General features: G+C 69.9%; 26 protein-coding genes. 10 read left to right on the forward strand and 16 right to left on the reverse strand.

From position 1 onward, the window contains the following. Positions 1–47 precede the first annotated feature (47 nt). Positions 48–2,510, reverse strand: a complete 2,463-nt coding sequence (locus tag J2X26_RS19355; RefSeq protein WP_307494345.1) for a hemopexin repeat-containing protein — start codon at positions 2,508–2,510, stop codon at positions 48–50. Between the two features lie 138 nt (positions 2,511–2,648). On the opposite strand from J2X26_RS19355, the gene J2X26_RS19360 reads away from it, so the two are divergent. Beyond that, positions 2,649–3,578 (forward strand): cold-shock protein, encoded by a 930-nt coding sequence (locus J2X26_RS19360; RefSeq protein ID WP_307494346.1) that lies wholly within the window; start codon positions 2,649–2,651, stop codon positions 3,576–3,578. A 7-nt stretch (positions 3,579–3,585) separates the two neighbouring features. Here the strand turns inward: J2X26_RS19360 and J2X26_RS19365 are convergent, their stop codons facing one another. The 4 genes from J2X26_RS19365 to J2X26_RS19380 all read right to left on the reverse strand — a co-directional run bounded on the left by J2X26_RS19365 (position 3,586) and on the right by J2X26_RS19380 (position 10,450). Beyond that, positions 3,586–5,043: a DUF6345 domain-containing protein gene (locus J2X26_RS19365; RefSeq protein ID WP_307494347.1), complete on the reverse strand. Its 1,458-nt coding sequence runs from the start codon at positions 5,041–5,043 to the stop codon at positions 3,586–3,588. A 122-nt stretch (positions 5,044–5,165) separates the two neighbouring features. Beyond that, entirely contained in the window at positions 5,166–6,788 is a 1,623-nt protein-coding gene (locus J2X26_RS19370; RefSeq protein WP_307494348.1) for a cellulase family glycosylhydrolase, read from the reverse strand. A 195-nt stretch (positions 6,789–6,983) separates the two neighbouring features. Next, positions 6,984–7,580 (reverse strand): GNAT family N-acetyltransferase, encoded by a 597-nt coding sequence (locus tag J2X26_RS19375; RefSeq protein ID WP_307494349.1) that lies wholly within the window; start codon positions 7,578–7,580, stop codon positions 6,984–6,986. A gap of 119 nt (positions 7,581–7,699) precedes the next feature. Next, positions 7,700–10,450, reverse strand: a complete 2,751-nt coding sequence (locus J2X26_RS19380; RefSeq protein ID WP_307494350.1) for a glycoside hydrolase family 9 protein — start codon at positions 10,448–10,450, stop codon at positions 7,700–7,702. 273 nt (positions 10,451–10,723) lie between these two features. Here J2X26_RS19380 and J2X26_RS19385 point away from each other — a divergent pair, with 273 nt between their 5' ends. Together J2X26_RS19385 and J2X26_RS19390 are read left to right on the forward strand one after the other, a co-directional pair. Then, the gene (locus J2X26_RS19385; RefSeq protein WP_307494351.1) at positions 10,724–11,239 is read left to right on the forward strand and encodes a GNAT family N-acetyltransferase; all 516 of its coding nucleotides are present in this window, start codon (positions 10,724–10,726) and stop codon (positions 11,237–11,239) included. Between the two features lie 59 nt (positions 11,240–11,298). Beyond that, a complete protein-coding gene (locus J2X26_RS19390; protein WP_307494352.1) occupies positions 11,299–11,826 on the forward strand; it encodes an NUDIX domain-containing protein in 528 nt (175 codons plus the stop codon). Between the two features lie 48 nt (positions 11,827–11,874). Here J2X26_RS19390 and J2X26_RS19395 read toward each other — a convergent pair whose 3' ends face one another. Further along, positions 11,875–12,738 carry a LysR family transcriptional regulator gene (locus tag J2X26_RS19395; protein ID WP_307494353.1) on the reverse strand — a complete coding sequence of 288 codons (864 nt, stop codon included), beginning with the start codon at positions 12,736–12,738 and terminating at the stop codon, positions 11,875–11,877. 101 nt (positions 12,739–12,839) lie between these two features. On the opposite strand from J2X26_RS19395, the gene J2X26_RS19400 reads away from it, so the two are divergent. Continuing rightward, on the forward strand, positions 12,840–13,577 hold the full coding sequence (locus tag J2X26_RS19400) for an SDR family NAD(P)-dependent oxidoreductase (protein ID WP_307494354.1): 738 nt from the start codon (positions 12,840–12,842) through the stop codon (positions 13,575–13,577). Between the two features lie 72 nt (positions 13,578–13,649). On the opposite strand, the gene J2X26_RS19405 is transcribed toward J2X26_RS19400, so the two are convergent. Further along, positions 13,650–15,272, reverse strand: a complete 1,623-nt coding sequence (locus tag J2X26_RS19405; RefSeq protein WP_307494355.1) for a DUF294 nucleotidyltransferase-like domain-containing protein — start codon at positions 15,270–15,272, stop codon at positions 13,650–13,652. Between the two features lie 533 nt (positions 15,273–15,805). Here J2X26_RS19405 and J2X26_RS19410 point away from each other — a divergent pair. Together J2X26_RS19410 and J2X26_RS19415 are read left to right on the forward strand one after the other, a co-directional pair. Further along, on the forward strand, positions 15,806–16,648 hold the full coding sequence (locus tag J2X26_RS19410; RefSeq protein WP_307494356.1) for a hypothetical protein: 843 nt from the start codon (positions 15,806–15,808) through the stop codon (positions 16,646–16,648). A gap of 148 nt (positions 16,649–16,796) precedes the next feature. Then, positions 16,797–17,138, forward strand: a complete 342-nt coding sequence (locus J2X26_RS19415) for a YciI family protein (RefSeq protein ID WP_307494357.1) — start codon at positions 16,797–16,799, stop codon at positions 17,136–17,138. Between the two features lie 19 nt (positions 17,139–17,157). Here J2X26_RS19415 and J2X26_RS19420 read toward each other — a convergent pair whose 3' ends face one another. The 3 genes from J2X26_RS19420 to J2X26_RS19430 all read right to left on the reverse strand — a co-directional run bounded on the left by J2X26_RS19420 (position 17,158) and on the right by J2X26_RS19430 (position 18,713). Beyond that, a complete protein-coding gene (locus tag J2X26_RS19420; RefSeq protein WP_307494358.1) occupies positions 17,158–17,457 on the reverse strand; it encodes a hypothetical protein in 300 nt (99 codons plus the stop codon). Positions 17,458–17,467: 10 nt separating this feature from the next. Beyond that, positions 17,468–18,085: a DinB family protein gene (locus J2X26_RS19425; RefSeq protein WP_307494359.1), complete on the reverse strand. Its 618-nt coding sequence runs from the start codon at positions 18,083–18,085 to the stop codon at positions 17,468–17,470. A gap of 67 nt (positions 18,086–18,152) precedes the next feature. Beyond that, complete coding sequence (locus J2X26_RS19430) at positions 18,153–18,713, reverse strand: GNAT family N-acetyltransferase (protein WP_307494360.1); 561 nt, start codon at positions 18,711–18,713, stop codon at positions 18,153–18,155. A gap of 79 nt (positions 18,714–18,792) precedes the next feature. Between J2X26_RS19430 and J2X26_RS19435 the strand changes: the two genes are divergently transcribed. After that, positions 18,793–19,566 (forward strand): VOC family protein, encoded by a 774-nt coding sequence (locus J2X26_RS19435; protein ID WP_307494361.1) that lies wholly within the window; start codon positions 18,793–18,795, stop codon positions 19,564–19,566. A gap of 43 nt (positions 19,567–19,609) precedes the next feature. Here J2X26_RS19435 and J2X26_RS19440 read toward each other — a convergent pair whose 3' ends face one another. From J2X26_RS19440 to J2X26_RS19455, 4 genes are read right to left on the reverse strand one after another with little or no spacing between them, the layout of a single operon-like run. Further along, positions 19,610–20,086, reverse strand: coding sequence for a nitroreductase family deazaflavin-dependent oxidoreductase (locus tag J2X26_RS19440; protein ID WP_307494362.1), 477 nt, complete (start codon positions 20,084–20,086; stop codon positions 19,610–19,612). 15 nt (positions 20,087–20,101) lie between these two features. Next, the gene (locus J2X26_RS19445; RefSeq protein WP_307494363.1) at positions 20,102–20,674 is read right to left on the reverse strand and encodes a dihydrofolate reductase family protein; all 573 of its coding nucleotides are present in this window, start codon (positions 20,672–20,674) and stop codon (positions 20,102–20,104) included. 1 nt (position 20,675) lies between these two features. Continuing rightward, positions 20,676–21,023 (reverse strand): ArsR/SmtB family transcription factor, encoded by a 348-nt coding sequence (locus tag J2X26_RS19450; protein ID WP_307494364.1) that lies wholly within the window; start codon positions 21,021–21,023, stop codon positions 20,676–20,678. Next, positions 21,013–21,456, reverse strand: coding sequence for an SRPBCC domain-containing protein (locus J2X26_RS19455; RefSeq protein ID WP_307494365.1), 444 nt, complete (start codon positions 21,454–21,456; stop codon positions 21,013–21,015). The genes J2X26_RS19450 and J2X26_RS19455 overlap by 11 nt, the downstream gene beginning before the upstream one ends. A gap of 475 nt (positions 21,457–21,931) precedes the next feature. On the opposite strand from J2X26_RS19455, the gene J2X26_RS19460 reads away from it, so the two are divergent. Further along, on the forward strand, positions 21,932–22,285 hold the full coding sequence (locus J2X26_RS19460; protein ID WP_307494366.1) for a hypothetical protein: 354 nt from the start codon (positions 21,932–21,934) through the stop codon (positions 22,283–22,285). Positions 22,286–22,594: 309 nt separating this feature from the next. On the opposite strand, the gene J2X26_RS19465 is transcribed toward J2X26_RS19460, so the two are convergent. Beyond that, the gene (locus tag J2X26_RS19465) at positions 22,595–23,281 is read right to left on the reverse strand and encodes a hypothetical protein (protein ID WP_307494367.1); all 687 of its coding nucleotides are present in this window, start codon (positions 23,279–23,281) and stop codon (positions 22,595–22,597) included. Further along, positions 23,281–23,955, reverse strand: coding sequence for an ATP-binding cassette domain-containing protein (locus tag J2X26_RS19470; RefSeq protein ID WP_307494368.1), 675 nt, complete (start codon positions 23,953–23,955; stop codon positions 23,281–23,283). The genes J2X26_RS19465 and J2X26_RS19470 overlap by 1 nt, the downstream gene beginning before the upstream one ends. Positions 23,956–24,310: 355 nt before the next feature. Here J2X26_RS19470 and dnaK point away from each other — a divergent pair, with 355 nt between their 5' ends. Continuing rightward, positions 24,311–26,173, forward strand: a complete 1,863-nt coding sequence (gene dnaK, locus J2X26_RS19475) for a molecular chaperone DnaK (protein ID WP_307494369.1) — start codon at positions 24,311–24,313, stop codon at positions 26,171–26,173. Next, positions 26,170–26,730 carry a nucleotide exchange factor GrpE gene (gene grpE / locus J2X26_RS19480; protein WP_307494370.1) on the forward strand — a complete coding sequence of 187 codons (561 nt, stop codon included), beginning with the start codon at positions 26,170–26,172 and terminating at the stop codon, positions 26,728–26,730. Before dnaK ends, grpE begins: the two co-directional genes overlap by 4 nt. The last annotated feature ends 4 nt before the right edge of the window (positions 26,731–26,734 follow it).

The following is a 26,734-nucleotide window of genomic DNA, read 5'->3' on the forward strand; positions in this document are numbered from 1 at the left end:
CCCCGGTGCGAGACTCACGGCCTCGGACCGGGGGCGACGAGCGGGCGTCAGCGCGGGAACGGCATCCAGTTCTTGTCGATCCAGTTCGGGTAGCCGGCATCCATGGCCGACGTCTCCCCGTCGATGCGCACGTACCGCGTCCCACGGAAGAAGTAGATCTTGTGGTTGTCGCGGCGCATGAGAGCTGCGTCGATGCCGCTGGTGAACGACGCCGGGAGCCCGGTCCAGTTGCCGGCGATGGGCTTGGGGTACCCGGGGTCGACCCCGTCGGCGACCGCGCTGAACCGCACGTACTGGTTGCCCTTGAAGAAGTAGATCTTGCCGTTCGACTCGCGCCAGAACGCCGCGTCGATCCCGCTCGTGAACGACGCCGGCAGCCCGGGCCAGTTGCCGGCGATGGGCTTCGGGTACCCGGCGTCCATGGTCGCGTTCGAGCCTTCGAGCCGCACGTACTGGTCGCCCTTGAACAGGTAGATCTTCCCGTTCGACTCCCGCCACAGCGCAGCGTCGATGTCCGACTGGAAGGACGCCGGGATGCCGACCCAGGGGCCCTTGATGCGCCGCGGGTACCCGGAGTCACGACCGTCGCCCACGTCGGAGTACCGGATGTACTCGTCGCCGCTGAACAGGTAGACGCTGTCGTTCGACCCGCGCCACAGGGCCGCGTCGACCCGTGTCTGGAACGGGCCCCACCCGAGGTGCTTCGGGGTGAAGCGGCAGACGGCCAGCGAGTTCGACTTCATGATGCACGCGACCGTCGCCCCGTCGCAGTTGGCGCAGTTGCCGTTCGCGAGCGAGTAGAAACGTCCGGCCGCCGAGTCGCACGCGCAGTTGCTGCTCGCGTACTCGTCGGGTGCGCCGAAGATGTGCCCGGTCTCGTGCGCGAAGACGCTGTCGAGGTTGGACTGCCCCCAGCCGTCGTTGTCGAGGTGCATGACGAGGCGCGGGTACCCGGCGTACCCGAACCACCCGACCGGCCAGCGCGTGAAGAACGCGGCGTAGGCGGCGTCGGCGTCGTACGACGACTCGAGGTTCGCCACGAAGGCGTCGAGCCCGGCGGCACCGGGATCGTGGCCCAGCACCGCCATCGCCGGGTCGCGCCACAACAGCTCCGCCTCGCCCCGCGAGAGGCCGAGCGGCGCCGGGTAGCCGTCGTCGACACCCTCGGGCACGTCGCTGAAGCGGACGTACTTCCCGCCCTTGAACAGGTAGACCGCCCCGTTGCTGTCGCGCCAGAGCGCGGCGTCGATGCCCTCCTGGAAGTCGTCCGGCATGCCGCCCCAGTTCGGGTCGAGCGACTTCGGGTACCCGGCGTCGACCCCGTCGGCGACCGCGCTGAAGCGCACGTACTGATCACCCTTGAAGAAGTAGATCTTGTCGTTGTCCTTGCGCTGCAGAGCGGCGTCGATCCCGCTGGTGAACGACGCGGGCAGCCCGGGCCAGTTGCCGGCGATCGGCTTCGGGTAGCCGGCGTCCATCGTGGACGTCGTCGTGTCGATGCGCGCGTACTGGTTGCCCTTGAAGAAGTAGATCTTCTGGTTGGACTCGCGCATGAACGCGGCGTCGATCCCGCTCGTGAACGAGGCCGGCAGGCCGTTCCAGTTGCCGGCGATCGGCTTCGGGTACCCGGCGTCCACACCGTCGGCGACGCTCGAGTACCGCACGTACTCGCTGCCGCGGAACAGGTAGATCTTGCCGTTGGACGACCGCATGAGCGCCGCGTCGATCCCGGCCGTGCCGGTGCCGTCCGAGCCGCCGTACCACTCGTCGGGGAGCCCGGGCCAGTTGGCGCCCGTCCACGGCTCGACGTCGACGGTCACGATGTGGATGTCGTACGACCAGGTGATGTTCGCGGACGGCTGCTGCGCCGCCAGCCACTCGGTGCCGTCCTGTACCTCCGCGATCGCATCCACGATGTCGTCGAGGTCCATCCCGTACGGGCTGCCCTCGGGCGCGTCCACGAAGACCAGCCCGACGGCCACCTCGTTGATCAGCCGCTCCGGCTTGGTCGGCGTCGCGGCCGCGGGGCGGACGCTCGGGGTCGTGAGCGTGGCCGTCTCGGTCGGTGCGGCGCGCCCGGTCGTGGTCACCGCGCCGAGCTGTGTCGCCGTCCCGGCCGCGGCCTCCGGCGTGCGGGTCCCTCCGCCGGGCGTGCCGGCAGCGAGGTCGCCGTCGGCGGGGTCAGGTCGGGATCCGCCTGTCGGGGAGTCCCACTCCGCGCCCACGTACGGCCGGTTCTTCTTGCGGCGCAGACGCTCGGGGGAGCTGCGGTGCAGCCGGCCCGCGAGCGCGAGGCGCTCGCCGTCCCTGGACGTCCCGGACGCCCGGCGTGTCACCTCGTCCGCGGTGAGCAGCCGGAGGCCGCGCGGTACGCCCTCGATCCCTGACGGCACCTCGGCGACGAGCAGCCGCTTCCCCAGCCTCTGCTTGACGACGACGCCCGACTGCGCGAGCTCGCCGGCAAGGTCCGCGAGACGGACCCCCTCGTCCATCTCGATGATGCGTTCCATGACAGCCCCCTGTCGACATGGGAAGCGCCGTGTGCGCCCCCTGGACGGAGGATGCCGCGAGGCGGCGGTGAGATACGTGCCCGAGCCCGCGTCAGGGACACTGGTGGGAGCAACCTGAGCCTCGACAAGGAGTCCACCGTGCCCCAAGGAACTGTCCGCTGGTTCGACACCGAGCGAGGGTTCGGCTTCATCGCCCTCGGGGACGGGGCCGAGGACCTGTTCGTGCATGCGTCCGAGATCGAGGGCGACGACGGGCCGAGACTGCTCCGCGAGGGGCAGGAGGTCGAGTTCGAGGTCGGCGAGGGAGACCGCGGCCCGCAGGCACGCCGCGTGCGCGTCACCGCCGACCACGCCGCCGACGCAGTCCTGGGAGTGCTCGGCACCGTCTCCTGGTACGAGCCGGGCAAGGGATACGGCTTCGTCACGCCCGACGGTGGTGGCGCCGAGATCTTCGTGCACAGCTCGGCCATCGTGGTGGGCGGCGTGATCTCGGAGGGGCAGCGGGTCGCGTTCCTCGTCGTCGAGGGGGAGAAGGGGCCGCAGGCGGACCACCTGCTGCCGCTCGGGGCCGAGGCCGCCCGGCGGGCCGTGGCGTCCGACGGAGCGGACGGCACCGTGTCCTTCTACGACGTGGACAAGGGCTTCGGGTTCGTCACCCCGGACTCCGGCGGCGAGGACGCCTTCGTCCACGCGCGGGCGCTGTCCGGAGGGCTCACCGAGCTGTCCGAGGGGGATCGCGTGACCTACGACGTCGCCGAGGGAGAGCGAGGGCTGCAGGCCCGCAACGTGCGGCTCGTGGGCGGATCGGCGCCTCGCCGGGGCGCGCCCGCGGCGTCGGGTCGCGAGAGGTCGGCCCGCCCGACGGCATCAGCCGGCGAGGGCGTCGTCGCGCGCTACGACGCCGAGCGCGGCTTCGGCTTCATCACCCCGGACGCGGGCGGTGCGGACCTGTTCGTGCACGTGTCGGTCGTGCGGGGTGCCGAGGGCCTGGAGGAGGGCGACCGGGTCCGGTACAAGGTGCGCCAGAGTGACCGGGGACCACAGGCCGACAGCGTCGAACGGATGTGAGCCCTACCTAGAGGACGACCTCGACGACCTTGCGGATCGCGAAGTCGCTGCTGCGGATCTCGACCTCCTCGCGCGCGACCAGCACTGCTGAGCCGCGGTCGACGCGGTAGGAGACGTCCCGCGTGTCCGGCAGGACGACCAGCTCGGAGTCGCTGCGGCCGTCGCAACGGTCCTGCCGCCGAAGTTTCTCGACCGCGACGTGCAGAGCCTCCTCGACGTCGACCTCGGAGCCGTCCGACGGCGCAGCCTCCACGGCGTCGACCACGGCGACGGTCCGGTCGGAGATGCTGCACACGGTGCCCGCCGGGTCGAGCGTGACGCTCACGTGACCGTCGCCGCCTCGCGCCATCGGCGTCCCGTCGTACACCTGACGGAAGTGGGCGGTGAAGTCGGCGACCGCGGTCTCGACCTGCTCACCGTCCTGGCTCGCGCCGCCGTGCTCGGTGACCGTGAGGGCGTCGAGCACCAGCTCGGTGTCCAGCTCCAGGGAGCGGACCGTCCGCTCGGCGATCTCCCGGGCCGCGTCCACGTCGATCGGCCGGGCGTAGCGGTCCGGCTCGGCGAGGAACGCCTCGTAGGACCCGTCCGGGGACAGGACGAGACGCGGGCCGACGGACCCCTCGTGGCCATGCTCGGGGTCGGGCGACCCCGCGGAGGCGATCTGCGACCGCACCCCGAACCGGTCCCCCAGGGACTGCGCGACCTGTTCGTCGACGGGTCGCCGCCCCACCGAGAGGCGCATCGGTGACGGAGGAACCGTGATCGTGATGACGACCTCGATCACTGCTGGGCCTGCCCATCTCCACCAGTACCAGTTGTCCGAGACGGCACCGCCGTGGAACAGGCGCTCGTTCCAGAGCCGGTCCTGAGCCTCTTCGGCGGTCGCACCGCAGGCGGTGGACGACGGCCGGTGGTTCGTCAGGGTGGAGAGCGCGGCGTCCTGCCACGCCTGGCTGAACGACTTGCCCTTGTTCCACTCCCGGAAGAACCCGGCACCGAGCCCGCTGACGTCGTAGGTGAGCCCGTCGAAACCGAAGATCATCCGCGCGCCCTTGTTCGGCTCAGCCCACGTGCGCCAGGGGTTGTGGCCCCCGTGCATCTGGAGCGAGTCGCACCCGTGGAGCAGGAGGTAGCGCAGGCGCTGGTCGCCGAACGACATCCGGGTGGAGTCGGCCTGGAAGGTGTTGTCCCAGGTGCGGCCCATCGCGGCGACGTAGCGGCCGTCCGCAGCCATGCCCATGTGCGTGTACTCGTAGAGCACGCGAACGGAGTCCATGCCGAGGCTGTCCTGCCAGTTGTCGTACTCCCGGTTGAACCGCCACTCGCGCACGTCGTCGTCCCGGGCGTGGAAGTTGACCCCGTTGAACTGCCGGACGTAGTCGAGGAAGGCGGTCACGTCGCCGTGCGGTGTGCTCAGTGCCGTGTCTCCGCTCGGGAACACCTGCACCGAGACGCCTGCATACATGTTGTCAGCCACTGTTTCCCCCCGTGGTGCGCCGCGTCCCGCGCGGTGCGGGCTGCACGGGAGAGGAGCGCAACCGAAGGAGGGTGATACCGCGGCTCCTCAGCGACCGCCGCTCGTCGTGGTCACGAGCCCATGATCGCGTCGATGATGCCCTGCTGGGTCACCGTCGCGGAGCCCCGGTCGAACAGCGCGAACCCGTACTGGCCGTTGTGGCCGTTGTCCCAGTAGGCGGTGGCCGCACCGTACTTCTTCGCGGTCGCGACGAGGGTCCGGGCGTAGTCGGCGCGGAACCGGTTGTTCGTCGAGTCGAACGCCGTCTTGTCGATCGAGCCGTACTCCCCGATGAACACCGGGTACCCGTTCACGACGAACTTGTCGTGCATCTTCTTCAGCTGCGCGTCCATGAAGTCCTGCTGACCCCACGTCGACTTCTTCGACGCGTTCGACGCGTTCGTCGCGTTGGGGCCCCACTGCGTGATGACGCCGCTCTCGGTGCCGGTGAAGTCCCACGGGTCGTAGTAGTGGGCGGAGATCATGAGGCGCTTCTCGTTGCTGGGTACGGCCGACGACCGGTACTGGTCGGTCGGCACGACGAAGCCGTAGCTGCCGGTGGTGTAGTCGATGTTGGTGTTCCAGCCCGGCACGAGCAGCCACCGGGAGGTGTTGTTGCCGCCGGTCTGGCGCACCGTGTCGACGAAGACCTGGTTGTACGCGTTGATGTTGGAGTAGCACGGCTGCGTCGGGGCGCCGTACTGCCCGTCGAAGTTCTCGTTCATCGACTCGAGGATCAGCCGTCCGCCGTAGCCCTGGAACGTCGACGCCACCTGCTGCCAGACCTTCTGGTACTTGGCCTTGATCGTGTCCTGCCCGGACGCGTCGCAGATGAGCCAGGAGCCGCTGACGCTCTTGTAGCCGTCGCCGTGCATGTTGACGATCACGTGCAGACCACGGTCGTAGGCCAGGTCCACCACTTGCTTGATCCGGCCGCGCCAGGCGGCGTCCACGGTGTAGCTCGGACCGGAGCCGATCTTGCTGAGGTAGGAGACCGGGATCCGGATCGTCGTGAAGCCGGAGGCCTTGACCCGGTCGATCAGGGCGCCCGTGATGACCGGGTTGCCCCACGCCGTCTCGCTGGGCACCCCGTTGATGTTGGCTTCCAGCTGGTTGCCCAGGTTCCAGCCCTTGCCCATCGCGGCGACGAGCTGGGTGGCGTTGCCCGTGATCGGTCCGGTGGTCTGCGTGGGCGTCGGTGTCGGCGTCGGCGTGGCCGTCGGCCTCGGTGTCTGAGAAGGCGTGGCCGACGGCGACGTCGTCGGCGTGCTCGTCGGGGTGACCGGGCTCCCCGTGCACGCGACCCCGTTGAGAGTGAACGCGGTCGGCGCGGGGTTGCTCCCGGCCCACGTGCCGTTGAAGCCGAACGACGCGGTGCTGTTGGTGGCGACGTTCCCGTTCCACCCGGCGTTGCGCACCGACACCGCCGCGCCGGACTGGGTGACAGAACCGTTCCACAGCTGGCTGACGATCTGGCCGGCGCCGAAGGAGAAGCGGAGGTCCCAGGAGGTGATCGGATCGCCCAGGTTGGTCACCTGCACGTTCGCGCCGAAGCCGCTCTGCCACTGGTTGGACACGGTGTAGTCGACACGGCAGCCGGCAGCGGCGCTCGCCTGGCTGGAGACGGCGACCGAACCGGCGACGGCGACCACGGCTGCCGTGGCCACGGCCAGCACCTTGCGAAGTGAGTGCACGGGAGGGATCCCTCTCAGGAATGGGACCGCGCACGGATCGCGGCGACGCTGGCAACGATGGGCAAGCCCACCAGACGGGCGCCGCCCGCGCATCCGTGTGAAGCGATTCACGTCGGCACCCTCCGACCGCCCCTCCGCGCTCCCGTCCGCCCGGCCCGGTCGCGTGACACCGGCGTGGTGGTCAGCCGGAGAGTCTCACGCCCTGCACAGATCGGAGGCTCTCGTGCCTGCGAGGTCCACTCGCATGACCGGCCGGCTGGGGTAGGTGCGGCCGATCTCGTGGAAGCCGGCCGCCTCGAACATCGCGAGCGTGCCCGTGAACACTGCCGAGCCCGAGACCTTGGCGGCCCGGAGCCTCGTGACGTCGACCGGGTGGCCCTCCAGGACCGACGCACCGTGGCGACGGGCGTGCTCGACGGCGGCCACCAGCAGCGCCGTTCCCACCCCTGCGCCGCGGTGCCCTCGGCGAACCGCGAAGCAGGTCACCCACCACGCCACTGGATCGTCGTCGAGCAGGCGCCGCAGCGCCCGGTTCCCCGTGACGCCCGGCAGGGTCGCGCGCGGGACGACCCGAGACCACCCCGCCGGACTGCCGTCGACATAGGCGACCAGACCCACAGGGACGTCGGCCGCCTCGATCTCGCGGTGCAGCTCGTCGCGATTGCTCGGCTGGTCGTGCGTGCGGAACCGCTGGCACCAGCACGAGCCGGGTGCGGAGGCGCGGCCGCCGAACGCCGCGACGACGTCGGACCAGCGGTCCGGCGTGGCGGTCTCGACACGGATCGCCTGCACGTTCAGTCCGCGCGCCGGTCGGGATCCGCTGACGTCGTCACCGCGCCATCGTGTCACCAGACCCGACGAGGGCCGCCGGTCGGGTGACCGGGGGCCCTCGTCGTGCAGGATCGGGCTGCTCAGGCGCAGGGCGCCCCGTTCACCGTGAAGCCCGTCGGCGCGGAGTTGGTGCCGCTGTACGACCCGTTGAAGCCGATGCTCGTCGAGCCGCCGGCCGGCACGTTCCCGTTCCACGCCGCGTTCGTCACGGTCACGGCCGAGCCTGTCTGGCTGTACGTGGCGCTCCAGCCCTGGGTGACCACCTGGTTGCCAGGGAAGGTGAACGCCAGCTTCCACGACGTCCACGCCGACGACCCCGTGTTGGTGAGCGTGACGTTCGCGGTGAACCCGGTGCCCCAGGAGTTCGCCTGGTACGTCACTTTGCAGCCGCCGGGCGGCGTGGTGACGGTGGGCAGGGTGCGGAAGGCGACCGAGGTCGACACCCCTGAGACCTGCCCGGCAGTGTCCTTGGCCCGGATCACGAGCACGTGGTCCGTGTCGGGGGCCAGCCCCGTGAGCGTCGCCGAGGTCGTGGTGGACGACGCCACCACCGTGGACGTGCCGTTCTGGAGCCGCAGGACGTCGTACCCCGCGACACCTCTGTCGTCGGTCGAGCCTGTCCAGGCCAGCGTGGCGCCCGTCTGGGTGATGCCCGACGCGACCGGGGTGCCGGGTGCGGTGGGCGGCAGGTCGATGGTGACGCCGGTGGTCGTCACGGTCATCGACGGGGACGTCGCGCTCAGCTGGGCGCCGTTGTGCGCCACGACGACGAACATGTACGCCGTGCTGGCACGCAAGCCCGTGACGGTGGCGGACGTCGAGGTCGACGTCGCCACGATCTCGAGCGAGTCCCCGGCGACGCGCACGACGTCGTACCGCGCGATCCCGCTCTCCGCGTCCGTGGACGGCGCCCACGTCAACGTCACCGAGGTGTCGCCGATCGCGCTCGCCGTCGGCGTGCCCGGCGTGCTCGGCCGTGTGGTGTCGACCGCAGGGGTCCCGCCCGCGTGCTCCGCCGCCCAGCTCGCCAACCAGGCCAGCGCGGAGTTCCAGTTGATCGCGACCTCGTTCACCGAGTACGCCTCGATGTGGTCCACGAAGCACTTCTGGGGCGCGCAGCCTGCGAGCTGCGCCGCGGCGATCGGGTCCTGCAGCTCGCTGTTCGGGCCCCCGGAGAACGAGCCGGGCGGCGCGATCGGCAGGGACGCGTTCGCCTGGTGCGCCCAGAACCGGTGGTGCACGTTCTGGACCGCCTTCTCGCCGTATCCGGCGATGTAGGACTGGTTGAGCGGGTTGCGACCCTGGAAGTAGTCGAGCGCGGCGTAGACGCCCGTGCGGTACTTCGCCTGCCCGGTGAAGTCGTACGCGAGCGCGAGGGCGTTCGCGTTGTTGGCGACCTGGCCGTTCGAGCCCCAGTAGTAGACGCTCCCGGCGTTGTTGGGCGCCGGGTAGGCCTGGCTCGTGGCGCGAGCCAGAGCCGCGTCGGCGAACGTCACGATGGCCGCGCGGGTGGCGGCCACGTCGGACGACGGAAGCCCGTTCGGGACCAGTGCGAGCGTCGTGTCGCCGAGCCCACCGGTCCAGCCCCAGTCATACCCGCGCTGTGCGAAGCTGCCGCCCTTGTACAGGGACGAGCCGGTGACGTCGGCGCGGTACGCGTCGGAGCCGGTCGTGGCATACAGCTCGGCGGCCGCCCAGTAGAACTCGTCCGTCACGGAGTTGTCGCCGTAGGCGCCGCCACCCGTGCCGTCGCTCGCGGACGCGATCCGGTTCGGGTTCGCCTTGGCGGCGGTGTACGCGGTCTGTGCCGCGGCGAGGGCCTTGGCGGCGAACGTCGGGTCGAGCGTCTTCCACAGCCGCGACGCCTGCGCCGCCACCGCAGCCATGTTGAGCGTCGCCGCGGTGCTCACCGGCGACAGGAGCCGGCGCTGGCTGTCCTGCGTGGGGATCGTCGGCAGGCCGGTCCAGTTCTCGTCGTGGATCTTGTGGTGCACCATCCCGGCGTCCGTACGGCCGGCCGGCACCTGCATCCGGAGCAGGAACTCGACCTCCCAGCGCGCCTCGTCGAGGATGTCGGGCGCACCGTTGGCGCGCTCGGGGATCGCCATGGTGCCGTCGCCCAGCGCCGTCTTGTCAGCGCCCGCGACGTAGAGGGTCCGCTCGTAGGCGTTCTGCAGCTGCCACGTCGCGATGCCGCCGTTGACGACGTACTTGCCGTGGTCGCCCGCGTCGTACCAGCCGCCGCGCACGTCGAGGTTGTAGCCGCACGACTGGCGGCACGGGACGCTCGTGTCGCCCTGGTTCGGCGAGATACCCAGGTGGCCGGCGGCACGCGCGTAGGTGCTGCCGACGTACTGCGCCTCGATCGCGATCCCGGTGCGCTGGTGGTAGAAGAACGCCAACGAGTCGTACCGGAGCCGCTTCACCGGGTCCGCGGAGATGTCGAAGGGGTAGCTGCTGGAGTTCGCGGCGGACAGCACGTACCCGGAGCCCGGCGTGTCGAACGTCGAGAAGTCGATGAGGTGGGTCGAGTCGCCGGACAGCGCGTCGGCGCCCTTGACCGTCGACTGGCCAGACGCGACGACCGTGCCGGCCGCGTTCCGCAGCGTCCACGCGACCGGCGAGGTCGACGTGCTGACGAGCGTCGCGACCTTGGCGACGCCGGGGACGTAGGCGACCTGGTTGACCTTGACCGGGGAGCCGGGATCGGTGGCGGCGGCGGCGACCTGCGGCGCGGCGACGAGGCCGGAGACCGCCAGCGCAGCGGCGACTGCCAGGCCGGCGGTGCGCCGCCGGGGGATCCCGGGGCGACGGTGGGTTCTCGGTGACATGGCAGTCCTCTGCAGGGCGGGCGACGTGGTGGACGGCGATCGCCACCCACGGCACCTTCCCGACGCTGGGACGGCCGTCGTGGGAGCGCTCGAGCCACGGTAGGACCGTCCGCGGGTTCTTCTGGCGCGCTACAGAAGGCGGAATCGATTAGGTACGCGGACGAGTCGAGTGGCGGCCGCCGGTGCTGCGCGCCGGCCGTCACGTGCTCGCCCCGCTCCGAGGTCAGGTGCCCGTCGCCGGACTAGCCTCGAGGAGTGCCCGGATCCTCCACCGTGAGCCTGCGACTGCTCACGCTCGACGACGCCGGAACGATCGCTTCGTGGGCGCGGGATGAGGAGTTCTGCAGGGCTGCGGAGTGGACCGTCGGGCGCGACCTCGAGTTCTTCGCGTCCTTCTACCGTCGTTCGATCGCCGAGCCCCCGGCCGATCTCCTGCGGCTCGGGGCGTTTCGCGACGGCCACCTGATCGGCTACGTCGACCTCCACGGCGCTGAGCCCGACCGACGGGAACTGGGGTTCCTGGTCGGCGAGCGGCGTCTGTGGGGTCGAGGCGTCGGAACGGCTGCGGCTGCCGCGGGGTTGCACCACGGCTTTGCCGAAGTCGGTCTTCGCGAGATCTGGGCGGAAGCGCTGGACGCCAACGAGGCATCCGTGCGCATCCTGCGACGGCTCGGGATGCGGGAGACGGGCACCGGGGATCGCGGCTCCTACCTGGGCGAGCACACGCACTACCGGCAGTTCGTGATGACGGCCGACGAGTTCATGACGACGTCGCTCTCGATGTCCTGACCGTCGTGTCGGGATCCTCGCCCCGCGATGCCGGTGGTGGGTGGTGCGACGATGCGCGGATGACCGGTGCGGAGCTCTGGGATCTCACGGACGAGGACGGAACCCGCACCGGAGAGGTCGTCCGTCGCGGCGCGGCGAGCTGGCCGACGGGCCGCTTCCACGTGGTCGTGGCGACCTGCGTCGTTCGTGCGGACGGTCGGGTGCTCATGACGCGCCGCGCAGCGGGCAGAGACTTTCCGCTCGCGTGGGAGTTCCCCGGCGGGAGCGCGCTGGCAGGCGAGACCAGCCGGCAGGCCGCAGCCCGGGAAGTGACGGAGGAGACCGGACTAGCGGTGAGTGAGCCCGTCTTCGCGCTCGTCGGCCGGTTCACCGAGGCCACTGCGCTTGTCTACCTGTATGTCGCCCTGGTGCCGGGAGTCCCCGAGCTGGTCGTCGATCCGGTGGAGGTTCACGAGGCGGAGTGGGTCACTGTCGGGGAAGCCGAGGAGCGCTTCGCGGCCGGAGAGATGGCTGCCCCCTGGGTCGATCGCCTTGCCGCGCTGTGGCCGGACGCGCGGAACGCGGTCCTCTCGGCGGTTCGTGATTGACCAGGGGCGGCGGCGCTGACGCGCTGCTGCGCACCACTTCACCGTCGGTCAGTCGTGCGGCGCGCCAGAGAGACGCGACGCGGTGCGCACCAGGCCGGCTACGCCCGACGAGACGCTCTGCGGCGGCCAGGCGATGACCGTCGTGACCTGGGGGGCGTCAGAGACCGGTACGACCGCCAGTCCGTCGCCCACGTTGGCGCGCGCCGACTCCGGAAGCACGATCGCGGCGCGGCCGAGCCGCACGAGCTGCAGCACCTGTGTCAGGTCGCGCAGCTCGGGACCCGGCTCGTCGGGGTAGGTGCCATCGAGCCGAGGCCAACGCGGCAGGGGAAGGTCGGGAATCGACGTCGCCTCAGCGACGGTCAGCGACGTCACGCGGCTCAGGGGATGGCCGGCGGGCAGGATCAGAACCTGGCCCTCGACTCTCAGCGTGTCCACGTCGAAGCCGCTGACGTCATCGAAGGGCTGGTGCAGGATCGCGACGTCGGCGCGCCCGTCCCGCAGCATGGGCGCCTGGTGGCCCGGCGGGCTCAGGACCACCTCGACGTCGACGGCATCCGGCTCGGCGGCGTACGCGTCGAGAAGCGTGGCCATCAGCTCGCTGGACGCGCCCGCCTTCGCCGTGAGCACCACCGCCGGCCGGCCGGACCCCGCGATGGTGCGGCGGGTACGCCGCTCGGCCGCCTCGACAGCAGCGAGAGCTGTCCGACCCTCGCGCAGCAGGGTCTGGCCGGCGATCGTGAGGGTCATACCGCGGGAGGAGCGGACGAACAGGTGAGCCCCGATCCGGCGTTCGAGCTGCGCGATCGCCCGCGACAGCGGAGGCTGGGCCATTCCCAGGCGCTGGGCGGCGCGGCCGACGTGCGACTCCTCGGCGACGGCGATGAAGTAGCGCAGCTCACGGGTCTCCACGCAGGCAGCGTACGCGGTTGGCCTCGTGCCATACCGTTGCGGTATCGCGCGGCACCTGATCGGTGTTGGAGTGCGTGACGAGGCGACAGCACGATCGACGCATGACGGAGAACAGCACCGCGAAGAAGAAGACAGCCCTCGTCACCGGGGCCAACAAGGGCATCGGCTACGAGATCGCCGCCGGGCTGGCTCGGCTCGGGTTCCGCGTCGGCGTCGGTGCGCGCGACACCGGTCGCCGGGACGACGCGGTGCAGAAGCTCCGGGCCGAGGGACTCGACGTCTTCGGAGTACCGCTGGACGTGACCGACGACGCGAGCGTCGCCGCTGCCGCTGCCCAGCTGGAGGAGCAGGGCGGCCTCGACGTGCTCGTCAACAACGCCGCCATCACCGGTGGCGTGCCGCAGGAGCCGAGCAAGGTCAGCGCCGACCAGGTCCTGAGGGTCGTCGACACCAACGTCGTCGGCGTCATCAGGGTCACCAACGCGATGCTGCCCATGCTGCGTCGAGCCGGGTCGCCGCGCATCGTCAACGTGTCCAGCACGGTCGGATCGCTCACCCTGCAGACGGCGCAGGCCGAGGCCGTCGGCCCGATCTCCGGTGCGTACTCGCCGACGAAGTCCTACCTCAACGCCGTCACGGTCCAGTACGCCAAGGAGCTCGCCGGGGCCGGGATCCTGGTCAACGCCGGGTGCCCCGGGTACGTGGCGACCGACCTCAACGGTCACCGGGGGACGCGTACGCCCGAGCAAGGCGCCGCCGTTTTCCTCCACCTCGCCACGTTGCCCGACGGCGGGCCGAACGGCACCTTCCGCGACGAGGCGGGCACCCAGCCGTGGTGAGGTGGCCGATGGCGCGCGAGCAGCCGGAGGAACGCGCGGAGGTTTCGTGTCGCGCCCCCGCGGGCCGCGTCCTCAGGCAGCGAAGGGGTTGTCCAGGGAGGTGTTGTAGATCCGCTTTCCGTCCTTCAGGCGCTTGACGATCTGCGTGCCCGGCTCGACCGCGTGCTTCTCGCCGTCGATGGTGATCATCGTGTACCACGGCACATCCTCGCCCGTGTCGATCTCTTCCGTCAGCGTCGCGGCGCGGCCGTCGGCAAGCGTCATCTGCGTGGTCCGGGTCATGCCGTGCTTGCCGACCACGACGACGGGCGGCTTCTCGACGGCATCCGTCCGTAGTGCGGGCAACGTCATCGACCGGGCCAGGGTGAACCGCTGCGACCGACTCTGGAGGTCCGCGTTGATGACCACGCACCTGCCGAACTTGGCCTCTTCGGCCTCGGTGAGGACGTAGCCGCGGTACTCCGCGTCGACGTCCTTGCGGAGCCGGAACACCTCGTTCTCTGCGCCGTAGTGGCTGTGCAGCTTGATGCGGAGGCTGGATGCGAAGTTGACCACCTCGATCATCTGGTCGCCCAGCTCCCTTGACAGGATCTTCTGCTCGACCAGGTCCTTGACACGGTCCCACACGTTGAGCTGGTCGATCTGGCGATCGAAGTAGAACCCGAGGTTTCTCGTGACGAACGTCGGCAGCCTCAGCAACCCCTTCTTGACGTCCTTGTCCGGCCCGCGGAGGTACTCGCTGGTGGGCGCGAACTTGCCGCCCTCGGTGTCGATCAGTGCCGTGGCGGCCTCCTGGCGCCGAGGCTCGTCGCCCATCTCCTTGCCTCGGCTGGCGAAGTAGTCCTGCTCCAGCTTGCGGCCGCCGGCGCCCTCTGCGTGCAAGGTCCGCGCATCGAGGAGGATGTCGCGCTTCGAGACCACGTGCTCCTTCGCGACCGCCGACGGATCGCCCTTCCCGATCTCGTCGAGCTCCGGCTCGCCCATCAGCTGGAGCTGCATCGAGATCAGCTTGTCCACGGCCGCGACCTTGCTGGTGAGCGTGGCGACGAGAACCGTGTAGTCGACGTCGGAGCGCGGGAACATCTCTTCGCGCCCGACCGAACCCACCGCGAGCAGCGCGTAGTCGGTGAGCCCAAGGCTCGAGGCGGCACCCTTGTAGAGGTTCAGCAACCAGCTGCTGAGCTCCCTCGTCAGGTAGCTCATGACGAGTCGGGGCTCACCCTCGTCCCCGGACGCGGCGACGGCAGCACGGACCGTGGCCAGGTGCTCTCGCCCCCGCTCGGCCGCGCGGTGAAAACCCTCGATGTCGCGCTCGAGGGCGCGGACGTCGGCGTCGGCGTAGACCTTGCGCAGCTGCGACACCCACTCGGGCAGCTTCCCGAGCATCCCCATGTCCTGGGGGATGCGGTCCGGCCGGGAGATCTCGAGGAGGAACGGCCACGCGACGGCATCGACGGACGCGTCGGGGAACGACGTCGGGTCGCGCTTCGTCAGGCCGTCGCAGATCCTCTGCACGATGTCGGTGCTCTTCTGGTCGCCCACCTGGTGCAGCAGGCTGAGTTTGGTGTCCCGGTGGAGCCTCTCCATCCACCCTCGCTGTGCGTCCGGCAGACCGGCAACCAGCTTGTTGACGGCGGGGAGCCGCTCGTCCAGGTGGGCGTCCATGAAGCCCTCACCGAAGGCACTCTGAGCCACATCGGCTCCGAGGAACAGCCGCCTGATCGGACCTGCACCAGCGGGTTGCGCCAGCTGGACCGGACGGCGGACCCGCGCAGCGACCGGCGCGCGCGGTGCATCCATGATCCGGTCGGCGCTCTCGTCGCCGCGGCGCTCCGCCGCTACGACCGGGGCGCCGAGCGTGAGCCCCCGCACGGGCACCGCTCGAGCAGCGGCCGTCGTGGGTGCGGACGGTGAGGTAGCCACGCCCTCTGGTGGCCCGTGGACCGCCTCCACGTTCGCCGCTCGCTGCCGCTCCATGCGCACCTTCTTGCCACCGCGCGGATCCCGCGCCCGAGATGTTCGCTACGCGACGAGTCTCGTCCGGCGTCGACCGGGCCCGCATCGGCAACTGCTACGCAACCGAGGGTGCTGCGAGCCCGCTGACCTGGCCCGAGACCGATGGGTGCGCGTCGCCGTCGTCAGGGTTCCGGGACCTTCGTCACTTCACGTCGTCTCATCGAGGGCGAACCGTGAAGTGACGGGTCGTACGGGGACACCTGGGGGACGACATGGACAAGCCTTCGTTGATCTTCAGCCTGATCGCGGTCGCCCTGTCGATCTACGGCGTCGTCGAGCGGCACAAGGCGGCGCTCCGAAGCACACGCACGCAGCTCGCGGCTCTGCTGGTCGAGCTCAACGAGCTCAACCTCACCGAGGTGCAGACACGGACCGCGTGGGCGGAGGGCGCACCGGGCGCCGGTCGGGATCTTGGCGGAGCGCTCAACTTCCGGAGAGCACTCATCGCGGAGCAGGCAACCTCCCTGGAACGCATGATCAGGGGGCGCGACGTCGTGCCGGAGGAGTACTCGACGCTCGCCTACGCGTACGAGAGCCTTGGCGACAGCGATCGTGCCCTCCAGCTCTGGGAGCAGGCGGTGGACCGCGCCACGAACAGCAGCGTCATCACGCAGGTGGCATGCCGCCGGTCCCTCGCGGGCTGCCGCTACATGCGCGGCGACATAGCCGGCGCGCGGGAAAGCATCGAGGCTGCGCTCGCCCTGCTCCCTGAGCACGACCGCGGCTGGCTCGACCGCGTCGAAACGCTCCTGGAGCTGGCGGACATGGAGCGACGCGCGGCCCCGGGCGGCCCCCAGGAGACGCAGGCGCTCGAGCGCGCGCGCTTCGCCGAGACCCAGATTCGGGAGCCGGATCTGAAGAGCTACGCCGCGCGGGTCGTCGCCGGTTACGCCGGGCGCGCGGAGACCGAGGTCGGCGGCCCCGTGACGTCACCTGTGCGTGACGCGGACGTCCTGGTGGGCCAGTCGTCATCCCTCGACCAGTCCTGGTCCTCTGGGGCGGATCGGAGGGCGGCTGAGCGCGATCGGTCAGCGGCACGGGCACGACGGCGGTGATCGGGGAACGTCTTCGGTGAGCCGCCCCGAGGCGGAGAGCGCGCAGTCCCAGACGACCGCGATGTGCCTCGCCGGCCTGTCGATTCCGGCGAGGCTCGTCCGTCACAGTGGTGACAGGCCACACGGGCGGCCGCACAGGAGGAGCGACATGACGCAGTACGCCATCTACTTCAACCAGCAGTGGGTCGGAGACCACCCGGCCGAGTGGTTCCAGACCCGCGTGGAGCCCAGCACGGCGGTCGTCCGTGACATGGAGGCGGCCGGGGTCCTGGTCTTCGCCGGCGGGCTCGAGGAGGATCTGGCCGACGCGTTCAGCGCCGACGCCACGAGCGGGACCATCTCGATCACCGACGGCCCTTACGCCGAGACCGCCGAGTACCTGGGCGGGATCACGATCATCGACGTGCCCGACCTGGAGACGGCCAGGATGTGGGCGGGCAGGGTCGCAGAGGGGTGCGGCTGGCCCCAGGAGGTCCGGGTCATCAGGTAGGCCCCCAAGGCCTGACCCGTCAGGCTGGATCGGTGAACGAGATCGGCTTGCCGGTGGCGTCGGCGTAGGCGATCTCTCTGCGCGTGGACTCGCCGACATACCCGCCGGGGTTCACGACCAGTACCCGGTCAGCCAGGTCGATCTTGCGCAGATGGAGGGCGTCCAGCGCAGCCTTCTGCTCGTCGGAGATCAACCCGTCTGCTTCGCCTGGCGCGACGACGATGACTCCTGCCAAGGTCAGGTCACGGTTCGCCGCGCGCATCTCGTCCACGAACCGCGTAGAGCCGCAGATGCAGACGATCTCAGGTCGGTCGGGCACGGCTCACTCCTCACCCCAGCCGGATGTACAGGTCCCTGAGCAGGGCGATCTCAGCGCCGTGGTGGACGACCTCCTGGTTCATCCACCAGACGACGTCGAGGAACGTCTCCTCGGAGTCGGAGCCGTTCGGGTAGGTGCTGTAGCCGACGGTGTCGAGGGCGGCGTCGTCGGCACCCAGGAGTGTCGCGCGCCATGCCGCGACCGCTGCTGTCAGGCCCGCGACTGCTCCTGCTGCTGTGCCCTGCGGCTCGTCGGACGCCTCGGTGTGGGTGTGGGTGCCGTCGGTGTGGTCCGCGCGCCCGGCCAGCGTCTTGGCCACGTGGTTGATGCGCCAGCCGATGCTCGTGACCGGCGGCGGCCAGGGGTGCGGGCGACCCCCGTCGTGACCCCACTCGCCCGCTCCGACGAGTCTCGTCGCGCCCAGGCCGCCAGGCCCGTCCGTCTGCCGGCGAAGGGTCCACGCGCCGGGGACGGGTTCCCAGAGGAGCTCCGCGTCCGTGAGCGGCTCGACCTCTACCTGTACGTCGTCGCCGCTGTCGACCGTGGGGCCGCTGAGGCGCCGCAGGAGACGGTTGCTCGTGAAGTCGTACTCGGCCAGCAGGGGAGCGAGGCGCGGGGGCACGGTCATGCCCTGACCGTTCCGCGTCGGGGCGCCGACAGCAAGACGATTCTCTGACGGGCGGGCTGCTCATGAGTCAGAGGGTGGCGCGCATGACCCACCGCCACTTGGCGATGCGCCGGTCCCTCACAAATCCATGCCGCTCGTACAGTTCTTCGGGTCCGGTATGGAGATATGCGCCTCGCTGCGGGGGTCGATCCGCCGTCTGTTCCGGATAGGCCTCGACGACGCCTCCGCCGGCGCGTCGGATCTCGTCCACGGCCCCTTGCACGGCGGCCGCAGCGATCCCGTTGCCGCGGTCCTTCGAGTTCGTGAAGATGCAGCCGATCCGCCAGTCGGGCGGATCCTGCGCGTCAGCGTCGTAGGCGCGGCGGCTCTTGATGTTGGGGAGCTCCGGTGGGGTGCCGAACTGACACCAGCCGACACATCTCTCCTCGTCGTAGACCAGTACCTGGTGCACCGCACCGCGCTGCACTAGCTGCTGCTTGGCGTCATGGTTGCCCTGGCGTGTCCCGGTGGAACCGCCTGGATGGAATCCCATGCACCAGCAGCCACCCCACACACCGTTGTTCGACTCGACGAGCGCAGCGAAGTCGTCCCACGTGTCCGGCGTCAGCATCCGGGTGGTCAGCGCCATGGCGCAATTCTCGCGCAAGGTGGCACGCGCGGCGGGCCGTGGCGGTGCGGTCTCTCGGACGCGGTGGTTGCCTGGAGGCATGGACGTAGCGGACGAGCTGATGGCGCTCGAGCGGGAGCTCGCGCGGGGTGGAGCCGACGAGTACGCGAGGGTGCTCCACGACGACGCGGTCGTGGTCGTCCCGGGCGCGGTCCTGGACAAGCCCGCGTGCGTCGAGGCGATGGCCGGCTCGCCGGGGTGGGACGAGGTCGAGCTCGGCGATCCGCGACTGGTCGAGTCGGGTGCGGCCGCGACTGTGGTCTACGCGTTCCGGGGCGAACGCGGCCCGACGACGTATCGTGCGACGATCTCGTCGACGTACGTGCGCGACGACGCGGGGACATGGTGCCTGCTGCACCACCAGCACACGCCCGAGGCGGCGGTGACGGGTCATGCGGCGCCGGGCCCGACTCAGCTCAACCTCGTCGTCGCCGACGTGGCCCGGACCGCCGGGTTCTATCGCGACCTCGGCTGGGACGTCGGTGACGCGGTCGACCCGCACGCGGAGATCCGGTTCGACGGGCTCAGCGTGGAGCTCGACGAGTCGTCGTCGGTGCGCTTCTGGAACAGCGGCAGCCCCGCGCAGGACGCGGCGGCCACGGTGCTATCGATCCACCTGCCAGGCCGCGACGACGTGGACGCCGTCTGGTCGCGGATGACGGGGCTCGGGCACGAGTCCCGGCAGCGGCCGTTCGACGCGTTCTTCGGCTCCCGGTTCGCCGTGCTCGTGGACCCGGACGGGCACCAGATCGGCCTGATCAGCCCGAGGTCCGACGCGCACCGTCACGATCCACCGGAACCGGCCCCGACCTGATTGCGCTGGCTCGGTGACCTGTGGTCCTCCTAGCGTCACCGTCTCAGTAGGTCGACCCGTGCGCGAGATCGCGCGCAACCCTGGCCGGACGCGTCGGCGAGAGCTGCCCCTGCTGGCGGGTCAGGATGAATACCGGTATCTGTCGCACGACCCCGGCCTGCAAGTCGCCGAGTCTCGGGACGTCCGCGACCAGCGTCGGCCACAGCGCCGCGCGTGCGGTGCCGTGCAGCTCCTCAGCCAGGACCGTGAAGGTGTCGGCCCCGAGCTCGACGGTGATCACAGGGTTGGCCTTGAGGTTGTAGTACCAATCCGGGTGCCTTTCCGATCCCCCGTTGGAGGCGACGATCGCCCATCGGTCGTCGCCTACGGGAAAGCAGCTCAGCGGTGTGGTCCGCTCCACCGCGGACCTGGCACCGATCTGATGGATCAGGATCACGGCGTAGCCGGTCCACGACCCGCCGAGGCGACCGTTGCTCGCGCGGAACTCCTCGATGATCGCGGCGTTGTATCCGTTGTCCATGCGAGCTCTCCAGACTCAGCCAAGCTCGTAGTTCAGGCTGAGACGGCCGTCGGCAAGCTGTTCGACCTTCCGCAGCTCGAGTGCACGACGAACGGGCGTCGTGAAGAGGGCAGTCCCTTCACCTGCGATCAGCGGATAGACAAGGAGTCGGAGCTCGTCGACAAGCCCGGCGTCGATCAGGCTCGCCGTGGTTCGAGCTCCGCCGACGAGGTAGATGTCCTTCCCCGACTGCCGCTTGAGGGAGTCGATCTCGTCGAGCGTCGTCACGAAGCTCGTCTGTGGCCATTGCGCCGAGGCCACGGTGCCAGACAGCACGTAGTGAGGCGTCTGCGCAGCGAAGCGCGCCCACTCGACCTCGCCCTGGGTCGGCACCTCCCCGCTCAACGGGTGGGGCTTGGCCGGCTCGTTCTGGATCTGGGTCCAGTACTGCTCGTACGTCGGATACATGCCCCCTCCAAGCAGGCACGCGTCCACCTGTGGCGTGAGGCCGAAGTCCTCCGACCAGCCATCTACCCAATCAGCAAGCCCTTCCGGTCCTGCTGCCTTTCCGTCGAGAGACAGCTTCATCCCGCCGATCAGCTTCCGCATGTCACGACTCCTTTTCCTTTTCGCTTTCGAGGTGGTCCATCAATGCGTCGAGCCGGCCGTCCCAATCGTTGGCGAGCGCCGCCAGGAACTGTTGTGCCACCTGCATCGGCGCGGACCGCAGCCGATACCGCACCCTGCGCCGCTCGCCCGGCTCGGCCGTCACCAGACCGGCCTCTGCCAACAGAGCGAGATGCTTCGCAATCGCCTGACGCGTGATCGGGAGGCGATCGGCCAGGTCCGTCGCCGTGGCAGGACCCGCAGCGGCCAACGTCGCCAAGATGCCGCGGCGGGTCGGGTCGGCGAGTGCGACGAAGACCTGTTCGGCCACCGACTCCTGGTCAGTGGGCATCGAGGAACTCGATCAGCTCGCCTAGCTCGAGCGCCCAGCCCTTGACGTTGCCCTCGTACGCCCTCCGGTAGGCCCCATCCGGTAGTTGGGCGAAGCCGGACTCGACCACCGTCAGCTGCGTGCCCGTTCCGTTCGCGACAAGGGTGAACTCGACATAGGTGCGTCGCGGGTCGTCCCCCGGCAGACCGAAGACCTGCCAGGTGAAACCGAAGACCTTCGGCTCCTCGACGCGTTCGACTCGGAAGTCAGTGCTCTCGCCGCTGGTCCAGGTCATCCGGCCCGGCCCCCCGGGTCGCAGGTCGAGCGTCGCCTCGTCGCCGAACCACGCTCCGAGACCCTCGGCCGTCGTGAGTGCCCCCCACACCGTGGCCGGCGGGTGAGAGATCTCTACGGTCCGCTCGATCCGATCGGGGAATCCCATTGCGCCCTCCATGCGGTAGCAACCATCAGGTTGCTATCCACGTTATCGCAACTGATGGGTTGCGTCAATGACGCCGACAGAGGGCTGATGCTCGTCGGGCCTAGCACTGCGACGGGTTCCACATGAGATCGCACGAGCGCCGGGCGGCTCACACAGCTGCAGCAGCGAGGCCGGCTGGAGGAACTCATCGAACTTGTCCGGAGCTCACCCGCCCTGAACGGCGATGGGACAGGTAGGTGAAACGCGCTCCGTCTCACCTACCTGTCCGAATCCTCAGCAAGGTGCTGACCAGCGGCCGTGGAGCATCAGGCGAGGCGACCCGGAGCTCCCAGGTGCCGGTCGCTCGCGCCCGAACGGCTGAGTGGGTGGCGGTCGGTCGGGACGGGGGCACGGGTCCGCCTGTGCGCCCAACGGCAGGTGGGCGGGCGGGCCGTTCCAGGTGGCGCGCCAGTCCGCGGACGGGGAGGCCGTGCGTGAGGATGTGCTCGTGAACCTGAGCGCACGCCCCAACCTTCGCGAGGACCCGGACCTGTATCAGCGGATGGAGCGCCTCCTCCGTGACGCCGCGCAGACGGCCTCGCGCGAGCTGGCATCAGTCGGTGTGATCGGTACGTACCCGTTCTTGGGGTACTTCTTGTCGCCCAACGTGTGGTGGATCGTCGCCACGGATGCTGAGCGGAGCGCGATGCGGGAGGGCGGCGTCCCGCGCGACGTGGTCCGAGAGCACCTCCTCGCGGCCGGCATGCCGGAGGACCTGGTCGCCGGGTTGGCCGTGGACGTGGAGTCGCAGGAGACCGTCGATCGGAGTTTCGACGGGAACTGGTACCTCGCCATGCGCTAGCGGTCCGCCACTACTGCGGTGGTGGGGGCAGCGCCCGCGGCGCGTCAGGCACGAGCACCCTGAGAAGAACGTGTAGGAACTCATCGCAGTTGTCCGCGCGGCCAGGCGGTGACCTGCACGTGGGAGCGCACCGCTCTGACCAGGCATCGGACAAGACGGTGAGACGGCCCGCGTCTCACGATCTTGTCCGAATCCTCAGGGCCAGCAAGACGGGCGACCTTGTGCATCCGCGAGCGTCGCCGGTGCCGGTGCCGGGCCCGGCTGCCACCCGTGCCGGGCGACGCGGTGCCAGAGGCTCCGGTGCAGTGCTCACGCGGCGCCGACGTACTCCAGGTGCCGGCGCCGGCGCAGCCGCACCGCGGTGATCGCGAGGGCGACGACGGCCATGCCGACGCCGTACGCGACCCAGTGCACGATCGCGGCGTCGACGTCCCCGACACCGTCGACGGCGTGCCCGACCAGCTCGCGAGTGGACCACAGCGGGAGCGCCTCGGCGACGGCTTTGGTGGGGTCGATGATCATCTGCAGGCCCACGATCGTGATCAGAACGAGCATGCCCTCGAGTTCCCGGGGGATGACCGCGCCGACGAGCAGGCCCAGGACCGCGGCGATCGTCCCGGACGCGACAAGCGCGAGCACGGCGGACCAGGGGTTCACGGTCTCCTGGTCGAGCGTGACGAGTACGGCATACAGGGCGGCGACGAACGCGCCCAGCCCCACGGTGGAGGTCAGCCTGCCCAGGTAGAGCCCGACGCTGCCGTGCCCGGCGAGACGGAGCCGCGGCTCGAGCGCGCGGACGCTGTTCGTGGCGAACAGCGCCACGGTGCTGACTGCCCACGCCAGGCCGAGGCTCGCGAACCGGATGGCCTGCCCCTGGAAGTCGTCGCGGCGGGCGGCGTAGAAGACGAGCGGGACGAGGATGAGCAGCAAGACGACGGTGCGGCGGCCGAGCAGGTCACGGATGGTCATCTGGGCGGTCACGGCGAGGCCACGCATCAGTCGATCTCTGTCCCGGACAGGTCGAGCACGTCGTGGACGCGGTTCAGCTCGTGCAGCATGTGCGTGACGATGACGACCGCGCGGCCCTCGTCGCACCACTGGTCGACGAGGCCCCAGAAGTCCAGGTAGCTGCCGTGGTCGAAGCCCTGGTAGGGCTCGTCGAGCAGCACGACGCCCGGGTCGGAGAGCATCGTCGTCGTGACGTTGAGCTTCTGCCGGGTGCCGCCCGACAGGTGCCGGACCTGCTGCCGGCGGGGGACAGACCAGTCGAGCGCCGCCGCGACCAGGCTGCCCTCGGCGACCGCGGCCCGGCGGGACAGCCCTCGCCCGCGGCCGAACCAGGCGAGGTGGTCCTCGGAGGTGAGGAACCCGTCGAGCCCCATCTCCTGCGGGCAGTACCCGAGGCGGCCGTGCACGCGGACCGTGCCGCGGTCGGGCGAGACGAGGCCGGCGCAGACCTTCAAGAGAGTCGACTTGCCGCAGCCGTTCGCTCCCACGACGGCCAGCGACCGTCCTGCGGGGACGTGGAACGAGATGTCCGTCAGGACGCGGCGCCGCTCGTATGACTTGGTCACGGAGCGGACCTCGAGGCCACCGACCTTGGGCGAGGGGACGGTCGGCGGTGACGCCGGTGCGGGCGCGGAGCGGGAAACGGCATCGTCGGAAGCCATGCGGCGACTCTAGCGAGGCGCCATCCGGGAACAGTTGCTGCTCGCGCCACACTTCCTGCACGCACGGAGTCGTCTCGGCTAGGTGGTGCGGTGGACTTGCAGCAGCAAGGCGAACCAGCAGCGGGTGGCAGTCGGGACTCGGCACGCTCCATCAGCGCGGGGAGAACCGGAACCGTCGGAGAGGGATCACATCATCGCGCGGGAATGCGTCAGGGCCCCTCAAGGTTGAGCCCAACAGACTCAAGTTCGGTCTTCTCGAGTTTGCGCGCAGCCACATCGCGACGCAGACTTGAGCCAGCCGGACTCAAGAGCGAGACGACACACCCCCAAGTACGACACGAAAGAAGGCACACACATGGCACGAGCAGTCGGCATCGACCTCGGCACCACCAACTCGGTGGTCTCTGTCCTCGAGGGCGGCGAGCCCACGGTCATCGCCAACGCCGAGGGGTCGCGCACGACGCCGTCGGTGGTCGCGTTCTCCAAGACGGGTGAGGTGCTGGTCGGCGAGATCGCCAAGCGCCAGGCCGTCACCAACGTCGACCGGACCATCACGTCGGTCAAGCGCCACATGGGCACGGACTGGTCGCAGGCCGTCGACGACAAGAAGTACACCGCGCAGGAGATCAGCGCTCGGGTGCTCTCCAAGCTGAAGCGTGACGCGGAGGCCTACCTGGGCGAGCCCGTCACCGAGGCGGTCATCACGGTCCCGGCGTACTTCAACGACGCCGAGCGCCAGGCCACCAAGGACGCGGGCGCCATCGCGGGCCTGAACGTCCTGCGCATCATCAACGAGCCCACCGCCGCCGCCCTCGCCTACGGCCTGGAGCGCGGCAAGGAGGACGAGCTCATCCTCGTCTTCGACCTCGGTGGTGGCACGTTCGACGTGTCCCTCCTCGAGGTGGGCAAGGACGACGACGGCTTCTCGACGATCGAGGTCCGCGCGACGTCCGGTGACAACCGGCTCGGCGGCGACGACTGGGACAACCGGATCGTCGACTTCCTCGTCTCCGAGGTGAAGAACTCCACGGGCGTCGACCTGGCCAAGGACAAGATCGCCGTGCAGCGCCTGCGCGAGGCGGCGGAGCAGGCCAAGAAGGAGCTCTCGTCCGCGACGAGCACCAACATCTCGCTGCAGTACCTGTCGATGAGCGAGAACGGCCCGGTCCACCTGGACACCAAGCTCACGCGCGCGCAGTTCCAGCAGATGACGCAGGACCTGCTCGACCGCACGAAGGCGCCGTTCCAGTCGGTCATCCGCGACGCGGGCATCAAGCTCTCGGAGATCGACCACATCGTGCTCGTCGGCGGCTCGACCCGCATGCCCGCGGTCACCGAGGTGGTCAAGGAGCTCACGGGCGGCAAGGAGCCCAACAAGGGCGTCAACCCGGACGAGGTCGTCGCCGTCGGTGCCGCGCTGCAGGCCGGCGTCATGAAGGGCGACCGCAAGGACGTCCTGCTGATCGACGTCACCCCGCTGAGCCTCGGCATCGAGACCAAGGGCGGCGTGATGACCAAGCTCATCGAGCGCAACACGGCCATCCCCACCAAGCGGTCGGAGATCTTCTCGACGGCCGAGGACAACCAGCCGTCCGTGCTGATCCAGGTGTTCCAGGGCGAGCGTGAGTTCGCGCGGGACAACAAGCCGCTCGGCACCTTCGAGCTCACCGGCATCGCGCCGGCGCCGCGTGGCGTGCCGCAGATCGAGGTCACGTTCGACATCGACGCGAACGGCATCGTGCACGTGTCCGCCAAGGACCGCGGCACCAACAAGGAGCAGTCGATGACGATCACCGGCGGCTCGGCCCTCCCCAAGGAGGACATCGAGCGCATGGTGCGCGAGGCCGAGGAGCACGCCGCCGAGGACAAGGCGCGCCGCGAGGAGGCCGAGACCCGCAACACGGCCGAGCAGCTGGCCTACTCGACCGACAAGCTGCTCGTCGACAACGCCGACAAGCTGCCGGAGGACGTCAAGACCGAGGTCCAGACGGCCGTCACCGAGCTGAAGACGGCGCTCGCGGGCACCGACCTCGACGAGGTCAAGGCCAAGCACTCGGCCCTGCTCGCGGTGAGCCAGAAGATCGGCGAGGCGATCTACTCGGCGGACAACATGGCGCAGAACGCGCCGGCCGACGAGCAGCCCGCGGCGGACACCACGTCCGACGAGGACGTGGTCGACGCCGAGATCGTCGACGACGAGGACGAGGCTCGCAAGTGACGGCGGGTCCCGACGACGCCAACGAGGAGCTGACCCCCGAGGAGCAGATCCTCGCCGACGCCGAGTCCATCGCGGCCGGCGCGGAGGAGGAGGTCGTCCTCGAGGGCCTCGTGGCCGTCGAGAAGCTGGCGGCCGAGCGGCTCGAGGAGCTGCAGCGGTCGCAGGCGGCCTACTACAACCTCGAGCAGCAGTACTCCGGGTTCGTGAAGCGGTCGAAGGCCGATGCCCTCGCCGCTCACGAGCGCGGAGTGCACACCATCGTCGAGGCGCTCATCCCGGTGCTGGACGACATCGAGCTGGCCCGCCAGCACGGTGACCTCACCGGACCGTTCGTCTCCATCGCCGAGAAGCTCGAGGGCACCCTCGGGCGGTTCGGCGTGGTCCGCTACGGCGAGGTCGGCGAGACGTTCGACCCCGCGGTGCACGAGGCGCTCATGCACTCGCACTCCGCGGACGTCACGGAGTCGACCGTGCAGATGGTGCTCCAGCCGGGGTACCGCACGCCGGACCGGGTCATCCGGGCGGCGCGCGTCGCGGTCGTCGACCCCGAGGCGTAGAAAC

Origin of the sequence: Cellulomonas humilata (genome assembly GCF_030814415.1) — a bacterium.
GTDB classification, from domain to species: Bacteria; Actinomycetota; Actinomycetes; order Actinomycetales; family Cellulomonadaceae; genus Cellulomonas; species Cellulomonas humilata_A.

Excerpts from the sequence above, each read along its gene's own strand:
- J2X26_RS19355 (WP_307494345.1), bottom strand. The coding sequence starts at position 2,510 with ATGGAACGCATCATCGAGATGGACGAGGGGGTCCGTCTCGCGGACCTT.
- J2X26_RS19365 (WP_307494347.1), bottom strand. The coding sequence starts at position 5,043 with ATGTATGCAGGCGTCTCGGTGCAGGTGTTCCCGAGCGGAGACACGGCA.
- J2X26_RS19380 (WP_307494350.1), bottom strand. The coding sequence starts at position 10,450 with ATGTCACCGAGAACCCACCGTCGCCCCGGGATCCCCCGGCGGCGCACC.
- J2X26_RS19390 (WP_307494352.1), top strand. The coding sequence starts at position 11,299 with ATGACCGGTGCGGAGCTCTGGGATCTCACGGACGAGGACGGAACCCGC.
- J2X26_RS19400 (WP_307494354.1), top strand. The coding sequence starts at position 12,840 with ATGACGGAGAACAGCACCGCGAAGAAGAAGACAGCCCTCGTCACCGGG.
- J2X26_RS19410 (WP_307494356.1), top strand. The coding sequence starts at position 15,806 with ATGGACAAGCCTTCGTTGATCTTCAGCCTGATCGCGGTCGCCCTGTCG.
- J2X26_RS19415 (WP_307494357.1), top strand. The coding sequence starts at position 16,797 with ATGACGCAGTACGCCATCTACTTCAACCAGCAGTGGGTCGGAGACCAC.
- J2X26_RS19425 (WP_307494359.1), bottom strand. The coding sequence starts at position 18,085 with ATGACCGTGCCCCCGCGCCTCGCTCCCCTGCTGGCCGAGTACGACTTC.
- J2X26_RS19430 (WP_307494360.1), bottom strand. The coding sequence starts at position 18,713 with ATGGCGCTGACCACCCGGATGCTGACGCCGGACACGTGGGACGACTTC.
- J2X26_RS19435 (WP_307494361.1), top strand. The coding sequence starts at position 18,793 with ATGGACGTAGCGGACGAGCTGATGGCGCTCGAGCGGGAGCTCGCGCGG.
- J2X26_RS19440 (WP_307494362.1), bottom strand. The coding sequence starts at position 20,086 with ATGGACAACGGATACAACGCCGCGATCATCGAGGAGTTCCGCGCGAGC.
- J2X26_RS19445 (WP_307494363.1), bottom strand. The coding sequence starts at position 20,674 with ATGCGGAAGCTGATCGGCGGGATGAAGCTGTCTCTCGACGGAAAGGCA.
- J2X26_RS19450 (WP_307494364.1), bottom strand. The coding sequence starts at position 21,023 with ATGCCCACTGACCAGGAGTCGGTGGCCGAACAGGTCTTCGTCGCACTC.
- J2X26_RS19455 (WP_307494365.1), bottom strand. The coding sequence starts at position 21,456 with ATGGAGGGCGCAATGGGATTCCCCGATCGGATCGAGCGGACCGTAGAG.
- J2X26_RS19465 (WP_307494367.1), bottom strand. The coding sequence starts at position 23,281 with ATGCGTGGCCTCGCCGTGACCGCCCAGATGACCATCCGTGACCTGCTC.
- J2X26_RS19470 (WP_307494368.1), bottom strand. The coding sequence starts at position 23,955 with ATGGCTTCCGACGATGCCGTTTCCCGCTCCGCGCCCGCACCGGCGTCA.
- dnaK (WP_307494369.1), top strand. The coding sequence starts at position 24,311 with ATGGCACGAGCAGTCGGCATCGACCTCGGCACCACCAACTCGGTGGTC.